General features: G+C 72.5%; 26 protein-coding genes. 9 read left to right on the top strand and 17 right to left on the bottom strand.

The annotated features are described in order from the left end of the window. Nucleotides 1–9: 9 nt before the first annotated feature. Both B072_RS0132200 and B072_RS44600 read right to left on the bottom strand, forming a co-directional pair. Nucleotides 10–2,325: a molybdopterin cofactor-binding domain-containing protein gene (locus B072_RS0132200; protein ID WP_018534092.1), complete on the bottom strand. Its 2,316-nt coding sequence runs from the start codon at nt 2,323–2,325 to the stop codon at nt 10–12. A gap of 106 nt (nt 2,326–2,431) precedes the next feature. Further along, on the bottom strand, nt 2,432–3,433 hold the full coding sequence (locus tag B072_RS44600; protein ID WP_018534091.1) for a YihY/virulence factor BrkB family protein: 1,002 nt from the start codon (nt 3,431–3,433) through the stop codon (nt 2,432–2,434). A gap of 197 nt (nt 3,434–3,630) precedes the next feature. Between B072_RS44600 and B072_RS0132190 the strand changes: the two genes are divergently transcribed. Continuing rightward, nucleotides 3,631–4,095 carry a GNAT family N-acetyltransferase gene (locus B072_RS0132190; RefSeq protein ID WP_018534090.1) on the top strand — a complete coding sequence of 155 codons (465 nt, stop codon included), beginning with the start codon at nt 3,631–3,633 and terminating at the stop codon, nt 4,093–4,095. Between the two features lie 11 nt (nt 4,096–4,106). On the opposite strand, the gene B072_RS0132185 is transcribed toward B072_RS0132190, so the two are convergent. From B072_RS0132185 to B072_RS0132160, 6 genes are all read right to left on the bottom strand, one after another. Next, nucleotides 4,107–4,877 (bottom strand): NAD(P)H-dependent oxidoreductase, encoded by a 771-nt coding sequence (locus B072_RS0132185; protein WP_018534089.1) that lies wholly within the window; start codon nt 4,875–4,877, stop codon nt 4,107–4,109. An 86-nt stretch (nt 4,878–4,963) separates the two neighbouring features. Then, complete coding sequence (locus tag B072_RS0132180) at nt 4,964–5,569, bottom strand: DJ-1/PfpI family protein (protein ID WP_018534088.1); 606 nt, start codon at nt 5,567–5,569, stop codon at nt 4,964–4,966. 13 nt (nt 5,570–5,582) lie between these two features. Further along, nucleotides 5,583–6,551, bottom strand: a complete 969-nt coding sequence (locus tag B072_RS0132175; protein ID WP_018534087.1) for a GlxA family transcriptional regulator — start codon at nt 6,549–6,551, stop codon at nt 5,583–5,585. Nucleotides 6,552–6,661: 110 nt separating this feature from the next. Further along, entirely contained in the window at nt 6,662–8,254 is a 1,593-nt protein-coding gene (locus B072_RS0132170; protein WP_018534086.1) for a carbohydrate-binding protein, read from the bottom strand. Between the two features lie 194 nt (nt 8,255–8,448). Continuing rightward, nucleotides 8,449–8,781: an ANTAR domain-containing protein gene (locus B072_RS0132165; RefSeq protein WP_018534085.1), complete on the bottom strand. Its 333-nt coding sequence runs from the start codon at nt 8,779–8,781 to the stop codon at nt 8,449–8,451. A 74-nt stretch (nt 8,782–8,855) separates the two neighbouring features. Next, nucleotides 8,856–9,815 (bottom strand): helix-turn-helix transcriptional regulator, encoded by a 960-nt coding sequence (locus tag B072_RS0132160; protein WP_018534084.1) that lies wholly within the window; start codon nt 9,813–9,815, stop codon nt 8,856–8,858. Between the two features lie 255 nt (nt 9,816–10,070). Here B072_RS0132160 and B072_RS0132155 point away from each other — a divergent pair, with 255 nt between their 5' ends. After that, entirely contained in the window at nt 10,071–10,391 is a 321-nt protein-coding gene (locus B072_RS0132155; RefSeq protein WP_018534083.1) for an ANTAR domain-containing protein, read from the top strand. A gap of 27 nt (nt 10,392–10,418) precedes the next feature. Here B072_RS0132155 and B072_RS0132150 read toward each other — a convergent pair whose 3' ends face one another. Beyond that, on the bottom strand, nt 10,419–10,940 hold the full coding sequence (locus B072_RS0132150; protein ID WP_026246524.1) for a GNAT family N-acetyltransferase: 522 nt from the start codon (nt 10,938–10,940) through the stop codon (nt 10,419–10,421). Here B072_RS0132150 and B072_RS0132145 point away from each other — a divergent pair. Both B072_RS0132145 and B072_RS0132140 read left to right on the top strand, forming a co-directional pair. Then, nucleotides 10,939–11,514 carry a helix-turn-helix domain-containing protein gene (locus tag B072_RS0132145; protein WP_043245069.1) on the top strand — a complete coding sequence of 192 codons (576 nt, stop codon included), beginning with the start codon at nt 10,939–10,941 and terminating at the stop codon, nt 11,512–11,514. The two genes, B072_RS0132150 and B072_RS0132145, sit on opposite strands and share 2 nt — an antisense overlap. Next, nucleotides 11,511–12,725, top strand: a complete 1,215-nt coding sequence (locus tag B072_RS0132140) for an MFS transporter (protein WP_018534080.1) — start codon at nt 11,511–11,513, stop codon at nt 12,723–12,725. Before B072_RS0132145 ends, B072_RS0132140 begins: the two co-directional genes overlap by 4 nt. 150 nt (nt 12,726–12,875) lie before the next feature. Here the strand turns inward: B072_RS0132140 and B072_RS0132135 are convergent, their stop codons facing one another. Continuing rightward, the gene (locus B072_RS0132135) at nt 12,876–13,274 is read right to left on the bottom strand and encodes a DUF5997 family protein (RefSeq protein ID WP_018534079.1); all 399 of its coding nucleotides are present in this window, start codon (nt 13,272–13,274) and stop codon (nt 12,876–12,878) included. A 58-nt stretch (nt 13,275–13,332) separates the two neighbouring features. On the opposite strand from B072_RS0132135, the gene B072_RS0132130 reads away from it, so the two are divergent. After that, nucleotides 13,333–14,163: a LysR family substrate-binding domain-containing protein gene (locus B072_RS0132130; RefSeq protein ID WP_078506649.1), complete on the top strand. Its 831-nt coding sequence runs from the start codon at nt 13,333–13,335 to the stop codon at nt 14,161–14,163. Between the two features lie 31 nt (nt 14,164–14,194). Here B072_RS0132130 and B072_RS0132125 read toward each other — a convergent pair whose 3' ends face one another. Beyond that, nucleotides 14,195–14,773: a TetR/AcrR family transcriptional regulator gene (locus B072_RS0132125; RefSeq protein ID WP_018534077.1), complete on the bottom strand. Its 579-nt coding sequence runs from the start codon at nt 14,771–14,773 to the stop codon at nt 14,195–14,197. 179 nt (nt 14,774–14,952) lie between these two features. Here B072_RS0132125 and B072_RS0132120 point away from each other — a divergent pair, with 179 nt between their 5' ends. The 4 genes from B072_RS0132120 to B072_RS0132105 are packed head-to-tail and all read left to right on the top strand — an operon-like array spanning nt 14,953 to nt 19,769. Then, the gene (locus B072_RS0132120) at nt 14,953–15,552 is read left to right on the top strand and encodes a (2Fe-2S)-binding protein (RefSeq protein ID WP_018534076.1); all 600 of its coding nucleotides are present in this window, start codon (nt 14,953–14,955) and stop codon (nt 15,550–15,552) included. Beyond that, nucleotides 15,549–16,559: an FAD binding domain-containing protein gene (locus B072_RS0132115; protein WP_018534075.1), complete on the top strand. Its 1,011-nt coding sequence runs from the start codon at nt 15,549–15,551 to the stop codon at nt 16,557–16,559. The genes B072_RS0132120 and B072_RS0132115 overlap by 4 nt, the downstream gene beginning before the upstream one ends. After that, nucleotides 16,556–18,682, top strand: coding sequence for a xanthine dehydrogenase family protein molybdopterin-binding subunit (locus B072_RS0132110; protein WP_018534074.1), 2,127 nt, complete (start codon nt 16,556–16,558; stop codon nt 18,680–18,682). Before B072_RS0132115 ends, B072_RS0132110 begins: the two co-directional genes overlap by 4 nt. Beyond that, nucleotides 18,675–19,769 carry an XdhC family protein gene (locus B072_RS0132105; RefSeq protein WP_018534073.1) on the top strand — a complete coding sequence of 365 codons (1,095 nt, stop codon included), beginning with the start codon at nt 18,675–18,677 and terminating at the stop codon, nt 19,767–19,769. The genes B072_RS0132110 and B072_RS0132105 overlap by 8 nt, the downstream gene beginning before the upstream one ends. 202 nt (nt 19,770–19,971) lie before the next feature. On the opposite strand, the gene B072_RS0132100 is transcribed toward B072_RS0132105, so the two are convergent. From B072_RS0132100 to B072_RS0132075, 6 genes are all read right to left on the bottom strand, one after another. Further along, nucleotides 19,972–20,481: a DinB family protein gene (locus B072_RS0132100; RefSeq protein WP_026246522.1), complete on the bottom strand. Its 510-nt coding sequence runs from the start codon at nt 20,479–20,481 to the stop codon at nt 19,972–19,974. Next, nucleotides 20,471–20,890, bottom strand: a complete 420-nt coding sequence (locus B072_RS0132095; protein ID WP_026246521.1) for a VOC family protein — start codon at nt 20,888–20,890, stop codon at nt 20,471–20,473. Before B072_RS0132095 ends, B072_RS0132100 begins: the two co-directional genes overlap by 11 nt. A gap of 130 nt (nt 20,891–21,020) precedes the next feature. Then, nucleotides 21,021–22,382 carry a nucleobase:cation symporter-2 family protein gene (locus B072_RS0132090; RefSeq protein WP_026246520.1) on the bottom strand — a complete coding sequence of 454 codons (1,362 nt, stop codon included), beginning with the start codon at nt 22,380–22,382 and terminating at the stop codon, nt 21,021–21,023. Between the two features lie 4 nt (nt 22,383–22,386). Then, the gene (locus B072_RS0132085; RefSeq protein ID WP_018534069.1) at nt 22,387–23,373 is read right to left on the bottom strand and encodes an isopenicillin N synthase family dioxygenase; all 987 of its coding nucleotides are present in this window, start codon (nt 23,371–23,373) and stop codon (nt 22,387–22,389) included. A gap of 210 nt (nt 23,374–23,583) precedes the next feature. Next, the gene (locus B072_RS0132080; RefSeq protein ID WP_018534068.1) at nt 23,584–24,900 is read right to left on the bottom strand and encodes an amidohydrolase family protein; all 1,317 of its coding nucleotides are present in this window, start codon (nt 24,898–24,900) and stop codon (nt 23,584–23,586) included. After that, a complete protein-coding gene (locus tag B072_RS0132075; protein ID WP_078506647.1) occupies nt 24,897–26,243 on the bottom strand; it encodes a uracil-xanthine permease family protein in 1,347 nt (448 codons plus the stop codon). The genes B072_RS0132080 and B072_RS0132075 overlap by 4 nt, the downstream gene beginning before the upstream one ends. Nucleotides 26,244–26,318: the final 75 nt, after the last annotated feature.

Here is a 26,318-nt window from a genome sequence, read left to right as displayed (position 1 = left end):
TCCAGAGGATCAGCGGAGGTGGTCGAGGCCGTCGGTGGGCGACGCGGGTACCGGCGGCACGGTCGGCTTCGGTGTGAACGACAGCGTGCCGTGGTTGATCGGGAAGCTGGTCGGCATCGTGCCGGTGGCGCGGCCGTACGCACAGGCCACCGCCGCCATCGAGGCGGCCACCCCGAGCTCACCGGCCCCGCCGGGAGCGCCCGTCGTCGTCGGCATGACGATGATCTCCAGCTCGGGCGGGGTGTTCCACTGCCGGGTGTAGAAGTAGTTGTCCCAGCTGGCCTCCAGGAAAGCGCCGCCCCGCAGATGGAGGCTGGAGGTCAGCGTCTGGGCGATGCCGTCCATGAGGCAGCCCATCATCTGCGCCTCCAGACCGCGCGGGTTCACCGCCAGGCCCACGTCCACGGCGAGCACCGCCTTCGTCACCCGCGGCCCGGCGACCCCGTCCCGGATCGGCCGGTTGACGGTCTCCTCGCGGCAGTCGAGCTCCACCAGGACCGCGCAGGCCGAGTGGTACTCGCCGTGGAAGGCGATGCCCTGGGCCGTGCCGGACGGCATCGTCCGGCCCCAGCTCCCGGCCTCAGCGACCTTGTCCAGGACCGCCTTCGCCCGGTCGTCGCGCACGAAGTCCCGCCGGAAGCGGTACGGGTCCTTGCCCATCTTCGCCGCCAGCCGGTCCACGATCAGCTCGCGCGCACACGTCACGTCGGGGGAGTAGACGCCCCGCATGCTGCCCGTGTTGAAGCCCTTGTCGACCTCGGACAGCAGCCTGCTGTACGCGCCGAAGCCGTACGGCATCGACTGCGACAGCTGGAAGAACGTCTCGGAGAAACCGATGTCCCCCACCGGCAGCTTCGCCGCGAGCGCGGTGAGCGCCTCGCCGAGCCCGTGCCCGAGGTCGGTGGAGACACTCGTGTGCCGTTGCTTGAAACTCAGCACCGAGCCCCCGACATGCGTCGCGCGGACCCGGGACGTCGCCATGGGATGGACGCGGCCCTGACGTGCGTCGTCGGCCCGGTGCCACATCAGCTTCACCGGCTTGCCCAGCTCTCTGGACACCTCGGCCGCCTCGAGCGCCGCGTCGAAGAACAGTTTCCGCCCGAACGAGCCACCGCCCTCCGTGACATGGACGGTGACCGCGCCCTGCGGCAGGCCGAGCTTCGCCGCGACGGCGGCCTGCGCCACGATCGGCGACTTGAGACCGGACCAGATCTCCGCCCGGTCAGCCCGCACGTCGGCGATGGCACAGTTGGTCTCCAGCGCACTGTTGCCACGGAAGTGGAACGTGAAGGTCTCCTCCACCGAAGGCGTCAACGACGGCAGCCCCATGGGCAGTTCCGCCTTGCGCAGCTCCTCCCGCACGCTCGCGTCGGACGTGCCTTCCGCGGTGCCCGCCCGCCAGGTCACCCGCAGCGCGCGCACCGCGTCGATGCACCGGCCGAACGTCCGCGCCCGCACCGCGACCCCGGTCGACACGACGGCCACATCGGTGACCCCGGACATGGCCCGCACCTCGTCGAGGTTCTCCACCGAGCCGACCGTGCCGTTCACCGTCGGCGGCCGGCACACCATGGTCGGCAGCGCGTCCGGGACGTCGAGGTCCATGGCGAACCGCTTGCGCCCGGTGACGGCGGCGAGCGCGTCGATCCGGTTCCGCGGGGTGCCGATGACGGTGAAGTCCGCCCGCTCCTTCAGCTCCACCGACACCGGACGCTCCGTGCCGCTCGCCGCCTTCCGCGCGAGTTCGCCGATGCCGATCGTGTTGCCGAGCAGGTCGGTGACGGCGCCGGCCTTGATGGTCAGATCCCGTACCGGCGCGCCGAGTTCGAGCGCCGCCGCGTCGAGCAGCCGTCCCCGCGCCACGGCGGCCGCGACCCGGACGGGCGTGAACGTCGAGATGGTGGTGTTCGAGGCGCCGGTGAGCTGGTTGAACAACAACTCGGGCCGCGCGTCGGCCAGTTCGACCCGCACCCGGTCCAGCGGCACGTCCAGCTCCTCGGCGATCAGCATCGCCGTGGACGTCGTGATGCCCTGTCCGACCTCGGCCCGCGGCAGCGCGAACGACACCGTGCCGTCCGTGTTCACCGTGACCTTGACGAGGTTCGACGTCGGCTTCGCCGCCAGCGTCAGGACGTCGTTGAGGTCGACCACATCGGTGACCTCCAGGGACGGAACGCCGTCCGCCGCGGCCCCGGGAGCCGCGCCGAGCTCCGCCGCGGTCACGAGCGTCGGGGCCGCCAGGACGTAGCCGAGAAAGCGGCGCCTGCCGATGCCGCGCGTACCGGCCCCGGGCTCCAGGGCCTCCGCGCGCCCACCTCTGCCCATCGGTAACGCCCTTCCCGTCGGCCTCGTGCGCCGCATGTCCGGGAGGGCAGCATCTCACCTTCGTTCGCGCCCGGGATCGTGAGAATGTGAAGATTCTGAATCATCGTCAGGCCGGCGGCTTGGCGTCCCGAGCCGCCCGGCGGCGCAGCCTGGCCGGCCACTTGCGGGTGTCGCGCGGCTCGACGTACGGCTCCTCGCCCTCGGGATGTCCGCCGGTGATGGCTCGCTGCCGGGCCAGCTCGGCGTCGAGTTCCAGGCCCAGCAGGATCGCCAGGTTGGACAGCCACAGCCAGATCAGGAAGATGACGACACCCGCCAGCGTCCCGTACGTCCTGTTGTACGAGCCGAAGTTGGCGACGTAGAGCGCGAAGCCGCCCGAAGCCACCAGCCACAGCACGACCGCGAGGACGCTGCCCGGACTCAGCCAACGGAACCCCGGGCCACGGACGTTGGGCGCCCGCCAGAACAGCAGCGCGACCATCAGGGCGACCAGCACGAGCAGCACCGGCCACTTGGCGACGTTCCAGGTGGTGAGCGCGGCGTCACCGACACCGAGCGTGTCACCGGCCCGCCGGGCGAGCGGCCCGGTGAACACGACGATCACCGCGCTCACCGCGAGCAGCACCATCAGCGCGACGGTCAGCGCGAGGCGCAGCGGCGTGAGTTTCCACACCGGGCGGCCCTCCGGCAGGTCGTACACCGTGTTCGCGGTCCGGATGAACGCGGCGACATAGCTGGACGCCGACCACACCGCCGCCAGCAGGCTCAGCACGGCGACGACACCGCTGGCGCCGCTCGCGTCCCGCAACTGCCGCACCGATTGACCCAGCAGGTCGCGGGCGGGGCCCGGCGCGAGATGGCGCAGATTGTCGAGGACGGCATCGGTCGCCGCCTCACCGATCACACCGAGCAGCGACACCATGACGAGCAGCGCGGGGAACAGCGACAGCACGCCGTAATAGGTGAGCGCGGCCGCCTTGTCCGGCAGGTCGTCGTCGAGGAACTCCTTGGCCGTGCGCCGCAGCACCGCGGTCCAGGACCGGGCGGGAAGATCCGTCGGGCCCGCCACTTCGGTCCCTGGGACCTCGTCGCGCTCGTCATGGTTCATGCGCCTCTCCTCGGATCCTCGGGACGGGTCGTGCGGACCGCCCGAGTGCCCGCGGAACCCTTGCTCACGCAGGACGGCGGGGAGAGAGAGGGCGCCGTCCCGGCCGGCCATCGCCACCGGGCCCCGCTCGACGTCGTACGGGACGGCGGCCCAGGTGGGAGCGGGTCCCGCCGCGTGCCCCGGGTAGGGTCGTGTGCATGGCGGACTGGGAGATACGACCTGCTCACGCGGGCGACGTCGAGGCGATCGTCGAACTGCGGGCCGTGGTGATGCGACCCGATCTGGAGCGGCTCGGCCGGTTCGACCCGCACCGGGTGCGGCAGCGGTTCCGGGACAGCTTCGTGCCCGCGTACGCCTGGGTGATCGAGGTCGGCGGCGCGTTCGCCGGATGCGTGGCCCTGCGCCCCGCCGACGACTGCCGCTGGGTGGAGCACTTCTTCCTCTCGCCGCACCTCCAGGGCAGCGGCATCGGCACGGCCGTGCTGCACCACCTCCTGGAACGCTGCGACCGGGACGGTGTCGTGGTCCGGCTGAACGTGCTGCGGGGCAGCCAGGCCCAGCGGCTCTACGAGCGGCTGGGGTTCACCGTCGAGTCCGAGGACCCCGTCGACGTGTTCATGGTCCGCGCACCGCAGACCTTCGCGCCCCGCACGCTCGGATGACGCGGCGGGGCTCAGCCCCGCAGATGCACGCCCAGGCCGTCGCGGCCCGCCGCGAGGCCGGGCCGCAGGACGAGCCCCTCGTCGTACTCGCCGCCCGCCTCGGGCCGGAAGTCCAGCGGCTCGGCGTCGGGCAGGGTGCGCAACCGCTCCCGCAGCGCGGCGGACGTACGGGCGTAGTCCGCCGCACCGTGCCGGTCCGCCCCGTACGCGACGAACGGCTCCAGCGGCGCCATCCCCGTGTACCAGAACGTGCCGTGCAGCAGCGGGAACAGCACCTCGTCCACGTGCCCGTGGATCCCGCGCGGTCCGAACCCGGACGGCCGCGCCCCCACCGACGTGACGACCAGGGCCCGCTTCCCTGCCAGACCGCCGTCGCCGTACCTGCGGGTGTGTCCGTCCGCAGCCTTCACGCCGAACCCGAGCCCCTGCACCAGGACCCGGTCGAACCAGCCCTTGAGGATCGCCGGAGGCCCGAACCACCACAGCGGGAAGTGGAACACCAGGACGTCGGCCCAGGCGATCTTCTCGATCTCGGCGCGGATGTCGGCACTCAACTCGCCCTCCGCGTACGCACGTTCCTGCTCGGCCCCGACGAACAGCCGCTCACGCCCGGCCGTCCCGCCGAAGTCGTCGGCGTCGACCACCGCCTTCCACTTCATCGCGTACAGGTCGGACACCCGGTGCGCGTGCCCGAGCCCGTCGAGGGCGGCGAGCGCGTCGGTCATCAGGGAACCGTTGAGGGAGCGCTGTTCGGGATGGGCGAAGACCCAGAGGAAGTTCATGCCTCCGATCGTGCGCCCTCGCCCCGGCCGCCATCAGTGGCCAGACGGCCATGAGGCGAAAGAATCTGGCCGCGCCGGACATCGGCTCAGGCGGCGGGCTCGTCCGCCAGGTACGGCGGCGCCGGCTCGTACTGCAGAGCGCTGCGCACCGCGCGGGCATGGTCACGGCCGTGCAGCCGCCCGACGAGCCAGAGCGCGCTGTCGATGCCCGCCGAGACGCCCTGGCTGGTCAGCAGATCGCCGTCGACGACATAGCGGGCGTCCCGCACCACGGTGACGTCTCCCAGCGCCTCCAGCCGCTCCTCGTGGTGCCGGTGCGTGGCGACGCGACGCCCTCGGGTCAGCCCGGCGGCATGCAGCAGAAAGGCGCCGGTGCACACACTGTGCGTCCACCGCGCCCGCTCCGCGGTCTTGGCGAGCCAGCCGGTCACCACCGAGTTGTCCACCTGGGCGGTGCGCGCGCCCACACCACCGGGCACGACGACCACGTCCAGCGGCGGGTGGTCGTCGAGGGTGTGGTCGGGCAGGACGCGCAGCCCCTTCGCGAAGCGCACGGGGCCGAGGCGCTCGGCGACGAGCACGGCGCTGTCGGCGCCTCCGCGCAGCTGCGCGGAGGTGGTGAACACCTCCCACGGTCCTACGACATCCAGGTCCTCGGCGTCGTCGAAGACGAGCAGTCCGTACACGGTCATGGTGAACTCCCTCTCAAGAGGCGTTGGTCGAACGGAAGCGGGCCCGGTACTCGGACGGGGCGACGTCGAGCCTGCGGTGGAACGTGCGCCGCAGCGTCTCCGCCGTGCCGAAACCGTGCCGCCGCGCGATCGACTCCAGCGGCTCGTTCCCCTCCGCGAGCGAGCGCTGCGCCGCCTCCACCCGTACCTGCTCCACGTACACGGCGGGCGTCACGCCCACCTCGGCGGTGAACCGGCGCTGCAGGTGCCGCGGGCTCAGCGCGGCGTGCGTGGCCAGGTCGGAGATGCTGTGCCGGGCCCCGGGGTCCGCCTGGATCGCGGCGACGGCGGCCCGGATCGGGTCGGTGCCCGGCTGCCGCGTCGCCATGGCCACGCTGAACTGCGCCTGGTTGCCCGGCCTGCGCAGGAAGAGCACCAGGTCGCGGGCGACGGTGTGCGCGAGGTCGCGGCCCAGATCGTCCTCGACCAGTGCGAGGGCGAGATCCATGCCGGCGGTGACCCCGGCCGAGGTCCAGATGTGCCCGTCGCGGATGAAGATGGGCCCGCAGTCCGCGACGATCTCCGGGTGCTCCGCGGCGAGTTGACGCTCGCGGGACCAGTGCGTGGTGACCCGGCGCCCGTCGAGCAGACCGGCCGCCGCGAGGAGGAACACCCCGCTGCACACCGAGGCGACGCGCCGGGCCCCGAGCGCCGCCTCGCGGACCCAGCCGACCAGCTCCGGATTTTCCCGGGCCCGGTCGACCCCCCGGCCCCCGGCCACCACGAGCGTGTCCACACCCGCCGGATCCCGCTCGGCCAGGGAGTGCTCGGCGTGCGTGAGCAGCCCGCTGCGCGAGCGCACCGGCCCGCCCGTCGGGGCGACGACCTCGCACGCGTACGGGCCGCCGAGCCGGCCCCCGTGCTGGAACACCTCGTACGGGCCGACGAGGTCGAGCGACTGGAACCCGTCGAAGATGACGAAGACGATGCGGCGCTGTGTCACCCCTCCACCCTCAGCGCCCCGGCGAATGGCGTCAACGACACGCATCCCACGGATCGTGCCATCGGCCCGCCCCGCACGCGCGGGACGGGCCGAAGCGGTGGGCGGATCGCCTACGGGGTGACGGCGCTGCCCCCGAACGTCACGACGAGCTTGCCGTCCGAGGCGTACGACCAGCCGAGGGCGCCCGTGTACGCGGAGCACCGGGAGCCGTTCGTCCCGGACCAGAACTGGTTCGAACTGTCGGAGTCGCCGATGATCCGGTCGTTGGTGCCGCTGCCCGTGCGGCACGAGGTGTTGCCGCGGAAGACCGAACTGCCGCCGTCGAAGCTGAAGTTGTGTTCGCCGTTGTCGACGGCGACGTTGTTCGAGACCGCCATCGTGCCCGGGTTGCTGTTCCAGGTGAACCCGTGCTTGCCGTTCTTCACCGCGAAGCTGCGCCTCACGATGTGGTTCACGGCGATGTCCTCGCCGCCCAGCTTGTAGCCGTTGCGGTCGCCGTTGCCGGCCTGGGAGCCGTCGCTGAGCGTGCCGTTGTTGTACGAGAGGGAGTCCTCGACGGTGACCGGGCCGATCGCCCCCGTGTCCGACTTCGTGTACAGGTCCCAGCCGTCGTCGATGTTGTTGTGGGAGACGGCGTAGCGGAACACGTTCCCGGTGCCGGTGGTGAGCTTCGCGGCGAAGCCGTCCGCGTCCTCGCCGTCCGAGTCGGCGTTGTCGTGCGACTCGGCGCTCAGGATCAGGTTGTCGGCGGGCCAGTCGGCGGCGGGCGTGCTGGACGCGGTCCGGCCGAGCTGCAGGCCCGTGTCCCGGTTGAAGCGGGTCACCGTGCGCTCGACGACGTTGTGGCTGCCGCCGATGTAGATGCCGTTGTCACCGGCGTGCTCGACCGTGATGCCGTGGACGCGCCAGTAGTTGCCGAACAGCTGGAGCCCGCGGTTCGTCGAACTCTCGCTCTGCGCCGAGAAGTTGAGCACCGGCTTCTCGCTCTGGTACGCGGAGATCGTGGTGCGGGCGGCGGACGTCCCGTTGTTCCCGGCCGGGACCGTGATCGTCGAGGACTGGCTGTACGTGCCGCCGCGCAGGTAGATCGTCCCGCCCGCGGTGACCCGGCCGATCGCGGAGGTGAGGGTGGTCGGGGCGTCGATCGTGCCGGCCGCGCCGTCGGTCCCGCCCGGCGCCACGTAGAGCGCACCGCTCGCGGGCGGGGTGGTGGTGCCGCCGGACGTCTCGACGTCGGCGTAGTCGATGTTGGCCAGGCCGTTCGCGGTGGTGGGGTTCAGCCGGATCGTGTTGCTGCCCGCGTTCACCGGGACGGTCAGCGTCTTGGTCGTCCAGCCGGTCCAGGCTCCGGTGCCCTCGAACGACGCGGTGGTCACGGTCGTGCCGTTGACCACGACGCTCGCGGGCCGGGCGGTGGTGGTGCCGTTGGCGAAGCGCACGCCGAGAGTCGCCGTGCCCGATGCGGGTGCGGTCACGGTGAACTGGGCGTACGCGCCGACGGCGTTGGTGGCGTTGCAGAATCCGCTGCCCGAGTAGCCGGACCACTCGGTCTCGACGGCGCCGGTGCAGACGGCGGGGGAGGACTCGGCCTCGTAGCGGACGGTCGCGGCCTGCGCGGAGGTGCCGGACACGGCGACGAGGGCGCCGGCCAGCAGACCGGCGGAGGAGAGGGCGATGACGGGTCTCGCGGCTCGTAACTTCATGGTTCGTCTCCCGATGCGTGAACGTGGCTGGTTTGAATCCATGAACGGGGTCACTCCGGGGCGCCATAATCGGAGGGGGAAAGCCCTTTCTGCGGACGGTAGAGCTGCTGCCATGCGCACGTCAATAACCATGTATGTGTTTAGTGTTCACTGACATGAACGAAGGTGTTCTGAGGCCGGACGGTGGTCCCGGCCTACCGGCCGTCCGGGCCGCGCCGCATCACCTGTCGCTCCAGCTCGTCCCGGACCGGCCGGGGGAGCTCGCCGGAACGCGCGTACTCGACCAGCTGCCGCGCCACCTGACGCACCGTGACGTCGGTGCGCATGGAGACCTCCCGCAGGACGTCCCAGGCCTCGGCGGGCGTCATCCGGCCCATGGTGAGGATCACGCCGACCGCCTGGTCGATCCCGGCGCGGGCGCCCATCGAGTCGCGCAGCCGGGCGATCTCGGTCTCCAGTGCCGCCTGCGCTTCGGACGCCTCGGTGGCGTCGGGCGCGGACTGCGGTTCACAGGCGTCGGGTTGCAAGGCACGGCCTCCGGGGGCTGGGGGGTCGTCACGTCTCGGTGGTGGGACGAGGGGAGTGGCACGGGACGTGGTGGTCAGTGACCGGCCAGCGTGTGGTGCGGCGGGTGCCCGTAGGCGTCCCGGTAGAGCATCGCGAAGCGCCCGGGATGGTAGAAGCCCCAGCGTGCGGCGACCGCGGTGACCGTCAGCCCCGAGTCCGGATCGGCGGCCCGCAGTTCCTCGTGAACGTGCGTCAGGCGCACCCTGCGCAGGTAGGCGAGCGGTGTCGTGTCCAGATGCCGCCGGAACGCGTACTGCAGCGCGCGGACCGTGACATGGGCCGCGGCGGCGATCTCCGCCACCGTGAGCGGTTCGTGCGCGTGGCCGTCGATGTGGGCGACGGCGCGGCGCAGCGTGGCCGAGTGGGCGTCGTGCCGGTCGGTCCCGGTGGGCTCGGTCAGCGCGGTGTTGGGGAAGGCCGCCAGCACGCTCGCGGCCAGGTGCTGGGCGGCGGTCGACACGATCAGCGGTTCGGCGGCCACCGCGGGATCGGCCAGCACGTGGTCGCGTACGTGGATGACGGTCTGCCGCAGATGCGCGGCCGTGGCGGCCGAGGTGGGCCGGTGACCGGTGAGCCGCACCGGGCCCGGCTTCGCCCGCGGATCGCCGGCCGCGACCCGGGTCAGCAGCTCCGGGTCCAGCATGGTGATGTTGTAGCGGGCGCCGCAGATCCGTCCCTGGTAGGGCAGTTCGGGCGGGGCGAACGACACGACGTCGCCGGGGCCGAAGGCGTCCTCGACGTCCCCGAACGCGTGGTCCTGGACGGTGCCCTCGTGGACGATGCACAGGCAGATCTTCCGCAGCGGCGTCACCGCGTAGCTCATGTCGAAGTCGAGGTCGAGCTCGTCGACCGTCACGCCCGGCATCGTCTCGCGCGTGATGCGCGCCCGGCTGGTGCCGGGGCTGCCGTTCCCGATGCGCATCCGCGCGTAGTTGCGGGAGAGGAAGTCCTCCGTCACCTCGAGATCGCTGCTGTCGAAGTGCAGGGTGCTCATGCCGCCTCACCTAGTGCGTCCGTCTGCCGTGTATCCGCAGGCAGAGTAAGGCCGTGGGCGGTCGCGCTGCCACGGAACAAGTGAGGCCGTGGCGGGCCGACTTCGTTTTACGGACAGGCGTGACCAGCACTGTTCGTTTGCCGTGTGGTGGGGGGTGACCAGGGGTGAGCACAGTGGTGTGTGCGCCCGGAGTCGGCGCCACGCCGATGCGCGCTGCGCCGGGCCGGAGGAAGAAGGTCGGAGGTGCGGTGCGCCATGGCACGGCAGGACGGGGCGCACCGCCGCATCACGGTGCTGCAGGACGAGGTGCGTCAGCTGCACCAGGCCATCGCCTCGCACACCGTCGTCGACCAGGCGATCGGCGTCGTCATCGCGCTCGGCGGACTGACGCCGGACCAGGGCTGGGACGTCCTGAAGGAGGTCTCCCAGCACACGAACACCAAGCTGCGGGAGATCGCGGACCAGGTGGTGCGGTGGACGAACCGGGGCTGGCTCCCCGACGACACCCGCCAGGCCCTGGACGCGGCACTGGTCCGCGCGCGAGACCGCGGGGCGGGGCCGGGAGGGGCCCGCTGACCACCGCTCGCCCCTCGCCGGCCGGCTTCAGTCCAACTGCCGCCGCATCAGGGTCAGATCGAGCCACCGGCCGAACTTCGTGCCCACCTCGCGCACCGTGCCCGCGTGTTCGAAGCCGTGGCGTTCGTGCAGGCGGACCGACGCGGTGTTCCGCGCCTCGATACCGGCGATCATGACGTGCAGGCCCGCCGCCGAGGCCGAGGTGACCAGCGTGCCCAGGAGGTCGGAGCCGATGCCGCGGCCGTGGTGGCCCTCGGCGACGTAGACCGAGTTCTCGACCGTGTGCCGGAAGCCGGAGTAGTCCTTCCAGGGGCCGTAGACGCCGAACCCGACGACCTCGCCCGCGCTGTCGGCCACGTACGCCGAACCGCGCTCCAGGTGCGCGCCGAGCCACGCCACGCCCTCGTCCCGGGTCTGCGGGGTGTCCGTCCACAGGGCCGTGCCGTGCTCGATGGCGTGATTGCGGATGGCGAGGACGGCGTCCAGGTCGGCGGGGTGGGCCGGACGGACCTTCACGGACCCCGGCCGCGTCTCATATCGTAGATCCATGTCCAATATCGTAGATCCCCTGGTGGAGCGCATCGGTGCCCGCATCCGTGCCGAGCGGGACCGGCGGCACTGGACGCTCGCCGAGCTCGCCGACGCGTCGGGGGTCTCGCGCGCCATGATCCACCGGATCGAGCGGGGCGAGAGCAACCCGACCGCGGTGGTGCTCGGCAAATTGTCCGCGGCGTTCCGGCTCAGCGTGGCCACACTGCTCGACCCGGACGGGACGGGGGAGGCGGAGCGGGTCCGGCGCGCGGACGAGGCACCCCGGTGGCACGACCCCGGTACGGGGTACGCGCGGCGCCAGATCTCCGGCCCCGGGTTCCCCGCCGAAGTGGCCGAGATCCGGCTGCCCGCCGGGGCCCGCGTGCCCTACCCCGCGGCGGCGTTCGCGTTCCACCGGCAGACCATCTGGGTGCTCGACGGGCGGCTCACCTTCCACGAGGGCGACGCGGTGCACGAACTGGACGCCGGTGACACGGTCGAACTGGGCGCCCCGGCGCCGTGCGTCTTCGTCAACGCCACGGACCGGGAATGCCGTTACGCCGTCGTCCTCGTGCGCGGGGAGGCACCGTGAGCCTGGCCCGGGGAGGTGTCGCGCTCCTCGGCTGCGTCGCGGGCGTCGCGATCGCCAACAACTACGCCGTCCAGCCCGCCCTCGGTGACATCGCCCGCGACACCGGGACGTCGGCCGCCGCCATCGGCCTCGTCACCACGGCCGCGCTCGCCGGGTGCATCGCGGGCTTCGCGTTCCTGATGCCGCTCGTCGACCGCGCGGCGCCGCGCCGCCTCGTCGCGGGGCAGCTCGCGCTCCTGTCGGCCGGCCTGCTGCTGGCGGCGAGCGCGAGCGGGCTCGGACAGCTGCTCGTCGCGTACGTCGTCGTGGGCGCGGGCGCCAGCGTGAGCGCCATGGCCTCGGCCATCGCGGGGCGCGGCGTCCCGGGGGAGCGGCGCGGCGCGGCCGTGTCGCTGGTCGCCGCCGGGATGTCGGCCGGGATCCTGCTCAGCCGGCTCGTCGGCGGGGCGCTCGCGGACGCGCTCGGCTGGCGCGGCATGCTGCTGGTCTTCGCCGGGCTCGTGCTCGTCTGCGCGGGCGGCGCGTGGTGGCGGCTGCCCGGGGAGCGGCCCGCGCCGCAGAGCGGCTACCTGGCCACGCTCGCGGCCCTGCCCGGGCTGCTGCGCCGCCATCGCACGCTACGCCGCGCCGTCGTCCAGGGCTGCCTGTGGTACTTCGCGTTCAGCCTGGTGTGGGTGGCGCTGACGGTACGGCTCGCGCAGCCGCCGTACGATCTCGGCGCCGCGGCCATCGGGCTCTACAGCCTGGCCGGTGCGCTGGGCTTCGCCGCGCTGCCGGTGGCAGGGCGGCTCGGTGACCGGTACTCGCCGCGGGCCGTCATCTGCGTGAGCATGGCCGTCGCCGCGGTGGGCGCCGCGCTGCTCTGCACCGGGCTCGGGCGGCCCTGGGTGACGGGGCTCGGGCTCGCGCTCGTCGACGCCGGGTGCTTCACCGCGCAGGCCGCGAACCAGTCCCGCATCCTCGGGGTCGATCCGGAGCGGGGCGGGAGTCTCAGCGGGGTCTACCTGCTGCTGTACTTCGTCGCGGGGGCGGTGGGAGCGGGGGTGGCCGCGCCGCTGGGCTGGGGCGTGGCGTCCGCGGTGGTGCTGGGCGCGCTGCTGGCGGCCGGGGGGTTGGCGCTGGGCTGGGACGCGGCTGGCTCCGCCGGGTCGGGGGTGCGTGGGCGTCTGCGGGCCGGTGGTCCTGCTGCGCGCAGTTCCCCGCGCCCCTGAGGCATGCGCTGCGCGCAGCCTCCCCTGGGCGAGCGAAGCTCGCTTCAGGGGCGCGGGGCTGTGCCGATCAGCGGCTCCGCCGCGGGGCGCGAGAAGCCCCACCACCCCGCAGACGCCGCACCCGGCAGACGGATCAGCGGCCCGGGGAACTCAGGAGCGGGCCCGCTTCTCCGCCTCGTCCGCGTGCTTCTGCTTGATGCGGACGTTCTCCTTGCGGACGTCCGCCTGCGTGGAACGTTCCTTCCGCAGCCACTCCGGGTTCTCGTCCTTGAGCGCGTCGATCTGCTCCGTGGTGAGCGCCTCGGTGACACCGCCGCGGGCGAGGCCCGCGATGGAGACGCCCAGCTTCTGCGCGACGACCGGACGCGGGTGCGGGCCGTCGGCGCGCAGGTCGGTGAGCCACTGCGGCGGATCGGCCTGCAGCGCGGCCAGCTCGGCGCGCGTGACGACACCCTCCCGGAAGTCGGCGGGCGTGGCGTCGAGGTACACACCCAGCTTCTTCGCCGCGGTGGCGGGCTTCATGGTCTGGGTGGTCTGGTGCGAACTCATGAGGTCAAGGGTATCGAGCCGAGCGGAGAGGTCCGACCACGGCGGGTAGCCTTGCCGCGTGACAGGCACGGAAGAAACCCCCGCACAGCCCGAGGTCCCCGGGTTCAGGCTCGCGTACGTTCCCGGAGCGACCCCCGCCAAGTGGGTGCGGATCTGGAAAGAGCGCCTGCCCGACGTCCCGCTGACCCTCGTCCCCGTGTCCGCCGCGGAGGTCTCCGACGTCCTGCGGCGCGGGGAGGCCGACGCGGGTCTGGTGCGGCTGCCCGTGGACCGTACGTTCTTCAGCGCCATCCCCCTCTACACGGAGACGACCGTCGTCGTGGCCCCGAAGGACCACCTCGTGACCGCCGTCGAGGAGGTCTCGGTCGCGGACCTCGCCGACGAGATCGTGCAGCACCCGCTCGACGACGTACTGGAGTGGGAGGAGCGCCCGCCCGGACAGGCCGCCTTCGAGCGGCCCGCGACCACCGCCGACGCCGTCGAGCTGGTCGCCGCGGGGGTCGGCCTGCTCGTCGTGCCGCAGTCCCTGGCCCGCCTGCACCACCGTCGCGACCTCACGTACCGCACGGTCACGGACGCGCCGGAGTCGGGCGTCGCGCTCGCCTGGCCGGAGGAGCGCACCACCGACCGGGTCGAGGACTTCATCGGCATCGTGCGCGGTCGGACGGTGAACAGTTCCCGGGGCCGCGCCACGTCTCCGGCCGGGCAGGACGACAGGCGGGCCGCGAAGAAGCCCGCCGGTACGGGGAAGAGCGCGGCCCGTCCGAAGGCGGCCGGCGGCCGTCGCCAGGGCGCAAAGCCCCAGGGCGGCGCCAAGCAGGGCGGCAACAAGCAGCAAGGAAGCAAGCAGCAGGGCAACAAGCGCGGCAAGCCCCGCAAGCGCTCGTAGCGCCGTCGCGGGCGGCGGCACCGCGAGAGATTCAGCCGCGCGCCCCCGCCCGCAACCCGTCCATCACCAGATCCAGCAGGCGCCCCGCGCGGGACTGCCAGTCGCCGCCCGGGTCGATCTGCCACAGTCCCGCGATCGCCAGCATGAAGTCGTCGGGCGTGACGCCCGGGCGGATCGTGCCCGCCGCCTCGTTCGCGGCCAACAGGAGTGTGACGGCCTCGGTCAGCAGGTCGTGGGCGATGCTCTTGAACGTGCCGCGGGCGGTCGTCGCCTCGCGCAGCGCGTTCGCCAGGCCCGCCTTGGCCATCGCGTACTGGGCGAGCCGGTCCATCCACTCGCGCAGTGCCACGTCCGGCGGCCGGCTGCACAGCAACTGGGCCGCCGTGTCGGCGACTTGCTGCACCTCGTACCGGTACACCTCCAGGACGAGCGCCTCACGGCTCGGGAAGTTCCGGTAGAAAGTGCCCTGCCCGACACCGGCCTTCTTCGCGATCGCGCTCAGCGGCGCGGTGGCCGACCGGGTCAGCTCGGCCAGGGCCACTTCCAGGATGCGCTCGCGGTTGCGCTGGGCGTCCGAGCGCAGGGGGGCCTGCTTGTCCGGGTGGCGCACGCGTCCTCCTCGGGCCGTGGCGCGGAAGCGTCCTTGATGAACGGACAGTTGTCCACTACGTTCAAGAACCATAGAACGGACAGATGTCCACTTAGGGTCACCATAGTGGCCCGCGCTTTCCGAGTACAGCGCCGATTCTTTTTGCACCAGAGCAACGGATATGCGAAAGAAGGCTGTTCATGGCTTCGGCCGACAACTCTGCCAACTCTGCGTCCAGCACTGTCACTCTGCACGTCAACGGGGAGAAGCACACCCTGCCCGTCGACCACCGCACCACCCTGCTCGACGCCTTGCGCGAGCGCCTCGATCTGACCGGCACGAAGAAGGGGTGCGACCAGGGCCAGTGCGGCGCGTGCACCGTGCTCGTGGACGGACGTCGCGCCGTGTCCTGCCTCCAGCTCGCGGTCGCCGCCGAGGGGCGGGAGATCACCACCATCGAGGGGATCGCCGAGGGCGACCGGCTGCACCCGGTCCAGCAGGCCTTCCTGGAGTCCGACGGCTATCAGTGCGGCTACTGCACGCCGGGCCAGATCTGTTCGGCGCTCGCCGTCCTCGAGGAGCACGCGGCGGGCTGGCCGAGCGCGGCGACCGACGACGTGCGGCCCGAGGCGGGGCCACCACCGCTGACCCCGGAGGAGATCCGGGAGCGGATGAGCGGCAATCTGTGCCGCTGCGGCGCGTACGTGTCGATCGTGCGGGCCGTCGCGCAGGCCGCCGAGCACGTTGACGGACAGGTCGACGGCCAGGCTGCCGACGAGGCGAAGGAGCAGGTGGCGTGAGGGAGTTCGGATACGAGCGGGCGCTCGACGTGTCGGGTGCCGTGGCGGTGCTCGGCGCCGATCCCGAGGCGCGGTTCCTCGGGGGCGGCACCAATCTCGTCGACCTGATGAAGGCCGGGGTCGAGCGCCCCGCGCGCCTCGTCGACGTACGGGAACTCCCCCTGGACCGGGTGGAGTCGACCCCCGACGGCGGACTGCGGATCGGCGCGACCGTCACCAACAGTGATCTCGCCGCCCATCCCGAAGTGCGGCGCCACTACCCCGCGTTGACGCAGGCCGTGCTCGCCGGGGCCTCCGGGCAGCTGCGGAACATGGCGACCGTCGGCGGCAATCTGCTGCAGCGCACCCGCTGCGGCTACTTCACCGACGTCAGCAAGCCGTGCAACAAGCGGACGCCCGGCAGCGGTTGCCCGGCCGTCGAGGGCGAGCACCGCAATCACGCCGTCCTCGGCGCGAGCGAGCACTGCGTGGCCGTGCACCCGTCCGACATGGGCGTCGCGCTCGCCGCGTTCGACGCCGTCGTCACCTACGAAACCGCCGACGGCTCGGGCGAGTTGGCGCTGGCCGACTTCTATCTGCCCGTCGGTGACACACCTCATCTGGAGACCGCGCTGCCGGCCGGCGCGCTCATCACCGGCGTCACCCTGCCGCCCGCGCCGGTCGCCGCCCACTCCCGCTACCGCAAGGTGCGCGAACGCGCCTCGTACGCCTTCGCCATCGGGTCCGCCGCAGCCGCGCTCGATGTGCGGGACGGCGTCGTGCGGGACGTACGGCTGGCCTTCGGGGCGGTCGCGTCCCGGCCGTGGCGGGCGCATGCCGCCGAACAGGCGCTGCTCGGCGGGCCCGCCACCGGTGCGGCGTTCGCCGCCGCGGCCGACGCCGAGCTCGCCGCGGCCCGCCCGCTGCCGCAGAACGCGTACAAGGTTCCCCTGCTGCGCAATCTCGCCGTGGCGATGCTCACCGAGCTCGCCGGACTCGCCGATCTGGACCAGGAGGCCGGCCGATGACCACCACTGTGAAGCCCGCCGCGACGAACGCGTCCGGGATCGCGCGGACCCGGATCGAGGGCGTCGAGAAGGTGACCGGCGCGGCGCGCTACGCGAGCGAGCTGCCGTTCACCGAACTCGTCCACGGCTGGCTGGTGTTGTCCACCGTGGCACGCGGCCGGATCAGCGGGATCGGCGACGAGGCGGTGCGCGGGATGCCCGGCGTCCTCGCCGTCCTGCACCACGGGAACGCGCCCCGCGTGACCACCGACTACATCGGCCAGCTCGGCGCACCCGACCCGATCCTCGGCGTCTTCCAGGACGACCGGGTGCCGCACGCGGGCTGGCCCGTGGCGCTGGTCGTCGCCGAGACGTCCGAGCAGGCGCGCGAGGCCGCGGAGGCGCTCACCGTCACGTACGACACCGAGCCGCACGACAGCGTCTTCCGCGCCGACCACCCGGCCGCCTACACGCCGGACGCCCTGACGGAGACCAAGGGTGACCTGGAGGCCGAACTCGCCTCCTCCGCCGTGGTGTTGGACGCCGAGTACACGACGCCCGAGCAGCACCACAGCGCCATGGAGCCGCACGCGTGCACCGCGCGCTGGGAGGACGGGCGCCTCGAGGTCGTCGACTCGAACCAGGGCAGCATGTGGGTCGCCGACGAGCTGGCCAAGCTGTTCTCCCTCGACCTGTCGGCCGTGCGCGTCACGTCCGAGCACGTCGGCGGGGCCTTCGGCTCCAAGGGCGTCCGGCCCCACCACGTCGCCGCCGTGATGGCAGCGACCCAGCTGCAGCGGCCGGTCCGCATCTCCCTGACGCGCCGCCAGGTCTTCGCGGCCACCGGGTACCGCAGCCCGACCGCGCAGCGCATGCGGCTCGGTGCCGACGCCGACGGACGGCTGCGCGCCTTCGGGCACGAGGCGAGCTGCGTCACCTCGCACCTGCGGGAGTTCGTCGAGTCGAGTGCCGGGTACGGGCGCGCGATGTACGCGGCCGACGCGCACCACACCGTGCACCACGTCGTGCCCGTGGACGTGCCGACACCGACGTTCATGCGGGCTCCGGGCGAGGCGCCGGGCTCGTTCGCCGTCGAGTGCGCGCTCGACGAACTCGCCGAGAAGCTCGGCATGGACCCGATCGCGCTCCGCGTCCGCAACGAACCGGACGTGGGCCCCGTCTCCGGCCTGCCCTTCAGCAGCCGCAACCTGCTGGCCTGCTTCGAGGAGGGCGCACGGCGCTTCGGCTGGGCCGACCGAGACGCGCGGCCACGCGTGCGCCGCGAGGGCCGCTGGCTGATCGGCACCGGTGTCGCGGCGTCCACGTTTCCCTCCGGGGTCGCCCCGTCCACGGCCTCGGTGACCGCCGAGCCGGACGGCACGTACACGGTCCGGATCACCGCGTCGGACGTCGGCACGGGAGCGCGTACGGCCCTCACGGCGATCGCCGCCGATGCGCTGGACGTCGCCCCGGAGCGGGTCGAGGTCCGCATCGCCGACAGCGACTTCGGGCCCGCCTGGGTCTCCGGCGGCTCCATGGGCACGCGCTCCTGGGGCTGGGCCGTCATGGCCGCGGCCCGCGAACTGCGCGAGCGCCTGCCGCTGGCCTCGGGCGAGATCCCGGAGGGCGGCATCACGGTGCGTACGGACACCGCGGCACTCGTCGGGGAACTGGCGCAGAAGGAACGGCACTCGTTCGGCGCGCAGTTCGCCGAGGTGGCGGTCGACGTGGCGACCGGCGAGGTACGCGTACGCAGGCTCCTCGGCGTCTTCGCCGCGGGCCGGATCATCAACCCGCTCACCGCGCGCAGCCAGTTGGTGGGCGGCATGACGTGGGGCGTCTCGATGGCGCTGCACGAGGAGGCCGTGCGCGACGAGACGTCCGGCGGGCACGTCGGCGCGGACTTCGCCGGCTACCACTTCGCGGCCAACGCCGACATCCTCGACATCGAGGCCGACTGGGTCGATGACCCGGACCCGGACGACCCCGTCGGGATCAAGGGCATCGGTGAGATCGGCATCGTGGGGACGTCCGCCGCGATCGCCAACGCGGTCTGGCACGCCACCGGGGTCCGGCACCGCGATCTGCCGATCCGGCCCGACCGGGTACTGCTCGCGGAGGCCGAGACGGAGCGGCATGCTTGACCTCGCCGCCGAACTGGCCGGGTGGGCCGACCAGGGCCGGGAGTTCGCTGTCGCCACCGTCGTCTCGGTGAGCGGCAGCGCGCCCCGGCCGCCCGGCGCGGCCCTGGCCGTCGACAGCGCGGGCGAGGTCATCGGCTCGGTCTCCGGGGGCTGCGTCGAGGGCGCGGTCTACGAACTGTGCGAGCGGGCCCTCGCGGACGGGACGCCGATCAGGGAGAGCTTCGGCTACAGCGACGACGACGCGTTCGCGGTCGGCCTGTCCTGTGGCGGGGTCGTGGAGGTCCACGTCGTCCCCGTCCGGGCCGACTCCTCGTCCCGTACGACGGTTCGCACGGCCCTCGCGCTCGCGGCGCGCGGGGAGGCGGTGGCCCTGGCCCGGCTCCTCGACGGCGGCGCGGGCCTGGTGCTTGTCCGCCCCGACGGCACGTACGAGGGCGCGCTCGGCACGGCCGACGACGCGGGGCTCGCCGCGCAGGCCCGCGCCCAGCTCGACCTCGGGCACACCGGGACGTGCGTGGTGCCGCAGAGCGAGACGGGCTGCGACAGCGACGTCACGCTCTTCGTCGAGTCGAGCGTGCCGCCCGCGCGGATGATCGTGTTCGGCGCGGTCGACTTCGCCGGGGCGCTCGTCCGCGTCGGCAAGCTGCTCGGGTTCCACGTGACGCTGTGCGACGCGCGCGGGGTGTTCGCGACGCCGGCCCGTTTCCCGGAGGCCGACGAGGTCGTCGTCGAGTGGCCCGACCGCTATCTGCGGGGCACGGAGACGGACGCGCGCACGGTGCTGTGCGTGCTCACGCACGATGCCAAGTTCGACATCCCGCTCCTTGAGGTCGCGCTGCGGCTGCCCGTCGCGTACGTCGGCGCGATGGGGTCGCGGCGCACCCACGACGACCGTCTGCGGCGGCTGCGCGATGCGGGCCTCGGCGACCGCGAACTCGCCCGGCTGCGCTCGCCCATCGGCCTCGACCTCGGCGGCCGCACCCCGGAGGAGACGGCCGTGTCGATCGGCGCGGAGATCGTGGCGGTACGGCGGGGCGGGAGCGGGGTGCCGCTGGTCGGCCGGGGCGGTCCTGTCCACGCGGGGTGAGCCTGTTCGTCGGCTGACGGCCGGTGGGGACCGGTCGCGTAGCCCCCCGCCCCCGGCGGGGCGCGGGGAACTGCGCGCAGCAGGACCACCGGCCGTCAGGTCGCGACGAGACCCCCGTGGGGCAGACGCGGATCTCTCAGGGGCACGGGGAACTGCGCGACCAGCCCCCACCGGCCCGCAGCCGAATCACGACCAGCAACGACTACGCCCCGACGGTGCCATCGACCCCCTCGCGCAAAAAGTCCGCGTGCCCGTTGTGCCGGCCGTACTCCAGGAGCACGTGCACCATCACCATGCGCAGCGACACGTCCTCGCCCCACCGCGGCTGATGCCCGGCGACGTCCAGCGACGCGGCCTCCCGCTCGATCCGACGGGAGTTCTCCACCTCGGTCTCCCACGCCCCGAACGCCTCGGCCCGGGTCGAGGCACTCGCGTCGTACGCGGCCTGGAAGTCGATCTTGTCGGACCAGACCATGGGCGCGTCGTTGTCCTCGAAGCACCGGCGGAACCAGGTGCGTTCGACCTCGGCCATGTGCCGGACCAGGCCGAGCAGCGACAGCGTCGACGGTGGCATCGACCGCTGCCGCAGTTCCTCGTCGGTGAGGCCCTCGCACTTCATGGCGAGGGTCGCGCGCTGGTAGTCGAGGAAGGCCCGCAGCGTGTCGCGTTCCGAGCCGAAGTGCGGGGGGCCCACACGGGTGTCAGTGGTCACTGGTGGCAGATCCTTCGAGCGGTTTGACGCGGCCCTTGAGCAGGCAGAACACATTGCCCTCGGGGTCGGCGAGCACCTTCCAGGGAACGTCCGCGCCCTGGTCGATGTCGGCCGGCCCGGCCCCGAGGGACAGCAGCCGCTCCAGCTCGGCGTCCTGGTCGCGGTCGGTGGCGCTGACGTCGATGTGCAGCGGGTGCGCGGAGTTGTCCGGTGCCTCGTGGCGCAGCAGGAAGAGCACCGGCTGCGCGCCGCCGTATCCCTCACGCGGTCCGATCTCGACGCCGTACTCTTCGCCGTCGACCTCGCCCTCGCGGCTGAGGACGACGAAGTCCAGGACCGCGCACCAGAACTCGGCCATGGCGTCCGGGTCACGGCACTGCAGAACGAGTTCGCTGATGCGGCATGCCATGGACGTGACCTTCTTCCGGCGGGAGGTGTCGGGGCTCTCGCACGGCACGACGGGCGGCCGCGGCGCGAGCATCCGGCGACCGTACCCGCTGCCGTGATCTTGGCGGAAGCGATTTCCCGGCCCCCGGAACCTAGGCCGCGGCCTCGACGCGCTCCGTTCCCGTGCCCTCGGGCGACGGCACCCCGGCCCGCGCCGTACGACCCCCGTTGAACGCCAGGTTCAGTCCGAACGCCAGCAGCGTCGCGCTGGTCACCGGCGACCCGAGCACGATCCCGACGCCTTCCGGGAACCGCGAGTACAGGTCGGGCGCCACCTCCGGGGCCATCCCGACCCCGATCGAGACCGCGACGATCAGCAGATTGTGCGTGCCGTCGAAGTCGACCTTGCGCAGCGTGTTGATGCCGACCGTGGCGACGGTCGCGAACATCACGAGCCCCGCCGCGCCGACCACCGGCTGGGGCAGCCCGGCCACCAGGGCGCCCAGTTTGGGGATGAGACCGAGGACGACGAGCATGCCGCCGGCGACCGTCGCGACGTGCCGGCTGCGCACCTTCGTCATCGTCACGAGGCCCACGTTCTGCGCGAACACCGTGTCCAGGAAAGCGTTCATGACGCCGCCGAGCACCCCGGACAGGCCGTCCGCCGCGAGGCCGCGCGCCATGTCGGCGGGCGTCAGCTTCTTCCCGGTCAGCTCGGCGACCGCGATCAGGTCCGCCGTCGACTCGGCGAACAGGACCAGCATCACCACGCACATCGACAGGACGGCGACCGCCGGGAACTGCGGCGCCCCGAAGTGGAACGGCGCGCTGACCCCGACCCAGTCCGCCGTCCGTACGGCGGAGAAGTCGACGAGGCCGAACGGCACCGCCACCGCCGTCCCCGCCAACAGGCCCAGCAGCACGCCGGTCTGCGCGAGGAAGCCACGGCCGAACCGGGCCACCAGCAGGATCACGATCACCACGAACGCGGCGAGCGCGAGCCGGGACGGAGCGGCGTGATCGGCGGCCTTCGGATCGTTGCCGACGACCAGGTTGACCCCCACCCCGATCAGCGCGAGTCCCACCACCGTGATGACGACCCCGCTCACCAGCGGCGGGAAGAAGCGCACCGCCTTGGCGAACGGGTAGGCGATGAGGAGTCCGAAGACCCCGGCCGCCAGCATCGAGCCGTACACGGCCTGGATGCCGTACTCGCCGGCGATCAGGATCATCGGCGTCACCGTGGTGAACGCCGCCCCCGCCATCACCGGCATCCGCACGCCGAGGATCCGGCCCACCCCGGCGCCCTGGATCATCGTGACGACGCCCGCGACGAGCAGATCGGCGTTGATCAGCAGACCGATCGTCGCGGCGTCGAGCCCGGCGGCCGCGCCGAACACCAGCGGCACGGTCACACACCCCGTGTACATCACGAGCACGTGCTGCAGACCGAGCACGGCCAGCCGCCCGAACCCCGCCTTCACCTTCGTCGCAGGCGTCGTCACGTCAACCATCCTCCTAGCGGGCGAAGTTGGCAGCGATGCGCTGCTGGATGTAGTCGGCGGCGGTGATCGCCGGGTAGCGCCGCTCGGGCCCCTCGATCACCACGTCACGGTCGGCCTGCGCGAAGAACGCGATGCTGTAGCGCGCCGACCGGTCGTCGTGCGGGCCCGGCGACTTCACCCGGTGGAAGTTCGACGGCAGCTTGTCGTCGCTCCACCGCATCAGCATGTCGCCGATGTTGCAGGTGATGGCGTCGTCGGCCGGCTCGACCGGCGTCCACTCCTGCGCCTCGGCCTCCTTGCCGGGGCAGACCTGGAGCCCGCCCTGTCCGTCCCGCTGGAACAGCAGGGTGAGGCAGTCGAAGTCGGTGTGCGCGCCCGCCCGCCACACGTCCGCCGGGATCTCGGCGTCCTCGGGCACCGCGAAGTAGTGCAGCATCCGCAGCGTCGACTGGTACTGCGCGCTCTCCGGGTCGTGGGCCCGCGCGAAGAACCCTTCAGGAAGCCCCAACTTGTCGGCGAAGCAGCCCAGTACGCGCATCGCGAGCTCCCGGCACCGCGCCTCGAAGGCGAGGGTCCGCTCGCGGAAGTCCGGCAGTACGTCGTCGGGCCACAGGCCGTCCATGTGCGGCCGCGTCAGCTGGTACGACTCCTTCTGGTCCGGCGTCCCGACCGACGGCCTGACCTGGGTCATGGACTCCCAGCCGGAGTTGAGGCCCTTCTTGAGGCCGTGCCGCGCCTTCGTCTCCTTGGGCAGGGCGAAGAAGCGGGAGGCGTCGGCGAACGCCCTGTCCACGACGGGCTGTTCGATGCCGTGGTTGACGAGCTGGAAGAAGCCGATGTCGGTGGCGGCCGCCCACAGCTCCTCGGTGATCTCGGCCCTTCGGGCGTCGAAGTCGGTGAGGTCGATCCGGCGGATCTCCCGGGCGGAGGTCTCCGTCCCGGCCCCGCCCATGCGGGTTTCCTTGGCCAACTCGGCAAGCTGGTACGTGGTGTCGGTCATCGCGGCTTTCGCTCCTGAGGAGTGAGGTCCTACGGGATGCAGTCACCGCCCCTGCGCATCCCCACCGCGGACACTCAGAGGTCCGCGGGCACGGTCGCGGCGTACCCCGTCCGGGTCCGGCGCCGTGTGCTGGCACGGGCCCCGGTCTCCCGGGGCCGTGCGCGATGACCTCACCCTGCCCGGCGCGTGTTTCGTCCGCGGATCATGGTGTTACGCGGCCGTAAAGGTGAGGCCGGCCGCCAACTCGCTTCCGGGCAGCCGTACATGCTCCCCGTCCTGGACCAGCACCTCGCCGCCGACCAGCACGGACGCCACCGTCCTCGTGCCCGCGCACGTCAGCAGGGTGGCCCCTGGATCGCGTACGGGAAGGCAGGCGTAGTCGCGGTCGAAGCGGTGCAGCACCAGGTCCGCCTGCATACCCGCCCGCACGCCTTCGGGGCGTTCCTCCAGGCCGAGGACGCGGTTGGCGCCGTTCGCGGCCAGCGCGAACATCTCCGGGAAGCCGAGCAGGTCGGACGTGCGGTGCGCCGCCCGCTGCAGATACGCGCCGATGCGCAGCGCCTCCAGCATGTCCTGGGTGTCGTTGCTGGCTGCCCCGTCCACCCCGAGCCCGACCCGCAGGCCGGCCTCCAGCATGTCCGGCACGGGGGCGATGCCGCTGCCGAGCCGCATGTTGCTGAGCGGGTTGTACGAGACGCCGACACCGTGCCGGGCCAGCGTCGCGCGCCCCGCCGCATCCAGCTCCACACAGTGCACGGCCAGCAGCCGGTCCCACAGGAAGCCGGCCCGCTCCAGATACTCGACGGCGCCGACCCCCGCGTGCTCCCGGCACATCACGTCGTCGGTGGTCGTCTCCAACAGGTGCAGGGAGACCGGTAGTTCGCGTTCGTCGGCGAACGCGCGCACCGCCGCCATGCCCTCCGGCGTCAGGCACCGCGGATTGGGCACGGCGACCCCCACCTCGACCCGGCTCCCGCGCGCGGCGCCGATCAGCTCGTCCGTGTGGGCGAGGGACTCCTTGAGCGGCTGCATCAGGCGCGGGTCGAACCCCCACTTGCGGCTGCCGTCGGCCCGGTCGGCGACCCCGCGGCCCAGCACGGCCCGCACCCCGCTGTCGCGCAGCGCCCGCAGCACGGCGTCGTGCACCTCGGTCGAGGGATGCGGCCACATGTGCTCGACGAGGGTCGTCGTGCCGCTGCGCAGGGCCTCGGCCGCGGCGGCGGCAGCGGTCCAGTAGGCCCGCTCGGGGGTGAGCGCCACCGCCTCCTCGCCGACGGCGCTCAGCCACGACAGGAGCGGCAGTCCTTCGCCGATGCCGCGCAGCCCGGCCTGGAAGAGGTGGGTGTGCGTGTTCACGAGGCCGGGCGTGAGATGGGCCCCGGATCCATCCAACACCGTCTCTCCGTGCGGCAGTTCACCTTTCGGTACGAGGGCGTGGACGCGGCCGTCGACGAGGTGGACGTCCGTACCGGCACGCCACTCGCCGCCGCTGTAGACCGTGACGTCGGTGATCGTGTCGATGCTCATCGTGCGGCTTCCTTACGGAGACGGAAGGGGAGTTCGGGCGTGTGGTGGAACAGCAGGTTCAGGAGGAAGGCGACGATGCCGGTGACGGCGATGCCGCTGTCCAGGACGGTGCGCGCGAACGAGGGGAGCGGCGCGTAGAAGTCCGGGGCGCCGACCGGGATCATGCCGAGCCCGAAGGCCAGCGCCACGGTCAGCAGATTGCGGGAGTCCGTGAGATCGGCCCGCGCGAGGATGCGGAGGCCGACCGCGCCGACCGTGCCGAACATGACGAGCGACACCCCGCCGAGCACGGGCCCCGGCACGGCGGCGACGGCCGCCCCGAGCACCGGCACGAAGGCGAGTACGACCATCAACGCGCCGGACAGTGCCACGACATGACGGCTCTTCACCCGCGTCACGCTCACCAGCCCCACCGACTGCCCGAACGTCACGATGGGGAAGGAGGCGAGAGCGCCCGAGACCACGGTGGCCGCGCCGTCCGCGCGCAGCGCCCGTACGACGGTCGGCGCGTCGTCCCCGCGCCCCACGATCTGCCCCACGGCCAGGGTGTCGCCGACGGACTCGACCATGTTCACGAGCTGGACCACGAGCATCGCGGCGATCGCCGGCACGACGAACGTGGGCGCCCCGAACGCCGTCGGCTCGGGCACGGTGACGGCAGCGGCGTCCGTCACCCCCGACCCGTCGAACAGGCCCATCGGCACGGCGAGCACGGTCCCCACGGCCATCGCCACGAGCACCGAGAACCGGGCGAGGGCGGGCGGCGCGAGCCGCTCGACGAGAATCACCAGGACGACGGTCACGGCGGCGAGGGCGAGCCCCTTGCCGCCCCCCTTCCCGCCGCTCACGAGCCCGGCCGCGGACGGCACCAGCGAGAACCCGATGACGGCGATCACGGTCCCCGTCACCAGTGGCGGGAACAGATGCAGACACCGCCCGAACCACGGCGCGACGGCCAGCGTCACCAGACCCGACACGATCGTCGCCCCGAACACCGCGGCGAGTCCGTGGTCCTGCCCGATGAGGATCGCCGGGGTGATGGCGGTGAACGTCGAGCCCATGACGAGGGGGAGCCGCGCCCCGACGAGCTTCTTGAACCCCAGCGACTGAAGCAGCGTGGCGAGCCCGCTGACCAGCAGATTGGCGCTGATGAGGATCCGGATCCGGTCCTCCGGCAGGTGCAGCGCGGTGCCCACGAGCAGCGGCATCGTGGCCATGCCCGCGTACGCGACGAGCAGATGCTGCAGGCTCAGCGGTACGAGCCGGCGCCACGGCGGCCGCACGTCGACGGGGTCGGGTTCGGAGTGCGCGCCCTGCTCGGGCACGCGTGTGTCCACAGCCATCGTTCCTCCCGGGAACCTCGGTGGAAGACGGCTGGTTCGCACCCGGGCCCGTGAACGGCCCCGCGCCCACCGGCC

The organism is Streptomyces sp. HmicA12 (genome assembly GCF_000373565.1).
Taxonomy (GTDB): Bacteria; Actinomycetota; Actinomycetes; order Streptomycetales; family Streptomycetaceae; genus Streptomyces.
The sequence above is the reverse complement of the archived record's forward strand: the minus strand, read 5'-3'. Positions and strand labels throughout refer to the sequence as shown.

What these genes read in the sequence shown, in the direction of transcription:
- B072_RS0132200 (WP_018534092.1), bottom strand. Translation starts at nt 2,325, where the DNA reads ATGGGCAGAGGTGGGCGCGCGGAGGCCCTGGAGCCCGGGGCCGGTACG.
- B072_RS44600 (WP_018534091.1), bottom strand. Translation starts at nt 3,433, where the DNA reads ATGAACCATGACGAGCGCGACGAGGTCCCAGGGACCGAAGTGGCGGGC.
- B072_RS0132190 (WP_018534090.1), top strand. Translation starts at nt 3,631, where the DNA reads ATGGCGGACTGGGAGATACGACCTGCTCACGCGGGCGACGTCGAGGCG.
- B072_RS0132185 (WP_018534089.1), bottom strand. Translation starts at nt 4,877, where the DNA reads ATGAACTTCCTCTGGGTCTTCGCCCATCCCGAACAGCGCTCCCTCAAC.
- B072_RS0132180 (WP_018534088.1), bottom strand. Translation starts at nt 5,569, where the DNA reads ATGACCGTGTACGGACTGCTCGTCTTCGACGACGCCGAGGACCTGGAT.
- B072_RS0132170 (WP_018534086.1), bottom strand. Translation starts at nt 8,254, where the DNA reads ATGAAGTTACGAGCCGCGAGACCCGTCATCGCCCTCTCCTCCGCCGGT.
- B072_RS0132160 (WP_018534084.1), bottom strand. Translation starts at nt 9,815, where the DNA reads ATGAGCACCCTGCACTTCGACAGCAGCGATCTCGAGGTGACGGAGGAC.
- B072_RS0132155 (WP_018534083.1), top strand. Translation starts at nt 10,071, where the DNA reads ATGGCACGGCAGGACGGGGCGCACCGCCGCATCACGGTGCTGCAGGAC.
- B072_RS0132145 (WP_043245069.1), top strand. Translation starts at nt 10,939, where the DNA reads ATGTCCAATATCGTAGATCCCCTGGTGGAGCGCATCGGTGCCCGCATC.
- B072_RS0132150 (WP_026246524.1), bottom strand. Translation starts at nt 10,940, where the DNA reads ATGGATCTACGATATGAGACGCGGCCGGGGTCCGTGAAGGTCCGTCCG.
- B072_RS0132135 (WP_018534079.1), bottom strand. Translation starts at nt 13,274, where the DNA reads ATGAGTTCGCACCAGACCACCCAGACCATGAAGCCCGCCACCGCGGCG.
- B072_RS0132120 (WP_018534076.1), top strand. Translation starts at nt 14,953, where the DNA reads ATGGCTTCGGCCGACAACTCTGCCAACTCTGCGTCCAGCACTGTCACT.
- B072_RS0132110 (WP_018534074.1), top strand. Translation starts at nt 16,556, where the DNA reads ATGACCACCACTGTGAAGCCCGCCGCGACGAACGCGTCCGGGATCGCG.
- B072_RS0132105 (WP_018534073.1), top strand. Translation starts at nt 18,675, where the DNA reads ATGCTTGACCTCGCCGCCGAACTGGCCGGGTGGGCCGACCAGGGCCGG.
- B072_RS0132095 (WP_026246521.1), bottom strand. Translation starts at nt 20,890, where the DNA reads ATGGCATGCCGCATCAGCGAACTCGTTCTGCAGTGCCGTGACCCGGAC.
- B072_RS0132090 (WP_026246520.1), bottom strand. Translation starts at nt 22,382, where the DNA reads ATGGTTGACGTGACGACGCCTGCGACGAAGGTGAAGGCGGGGTTCGGG.
- B072_RS0132085 (WP_018534069.1), bottom strand. Translation starts at nt 23,373, where the DNA reads ATGACCGACACCACGTACCAGCTTGCCGAGTTGGCCAAGGAAACCCGC.
- B072_RS0132080 (WP_018534068.1), bottom strand. Translation starts at nt 24,900, where the DNA reads ATGAGCATCGACACGATCACCGACGTCACGGTCTACAGCGGCGGCGAG.
- B072_RS0132075 (WP_078506647.1), bottom strand. Translation starts at nt 26,243, where the DNA reads ATGGCTGTGGACACACGCGTGCCCGAGCAGGGCGCGCACTCCGAACCC.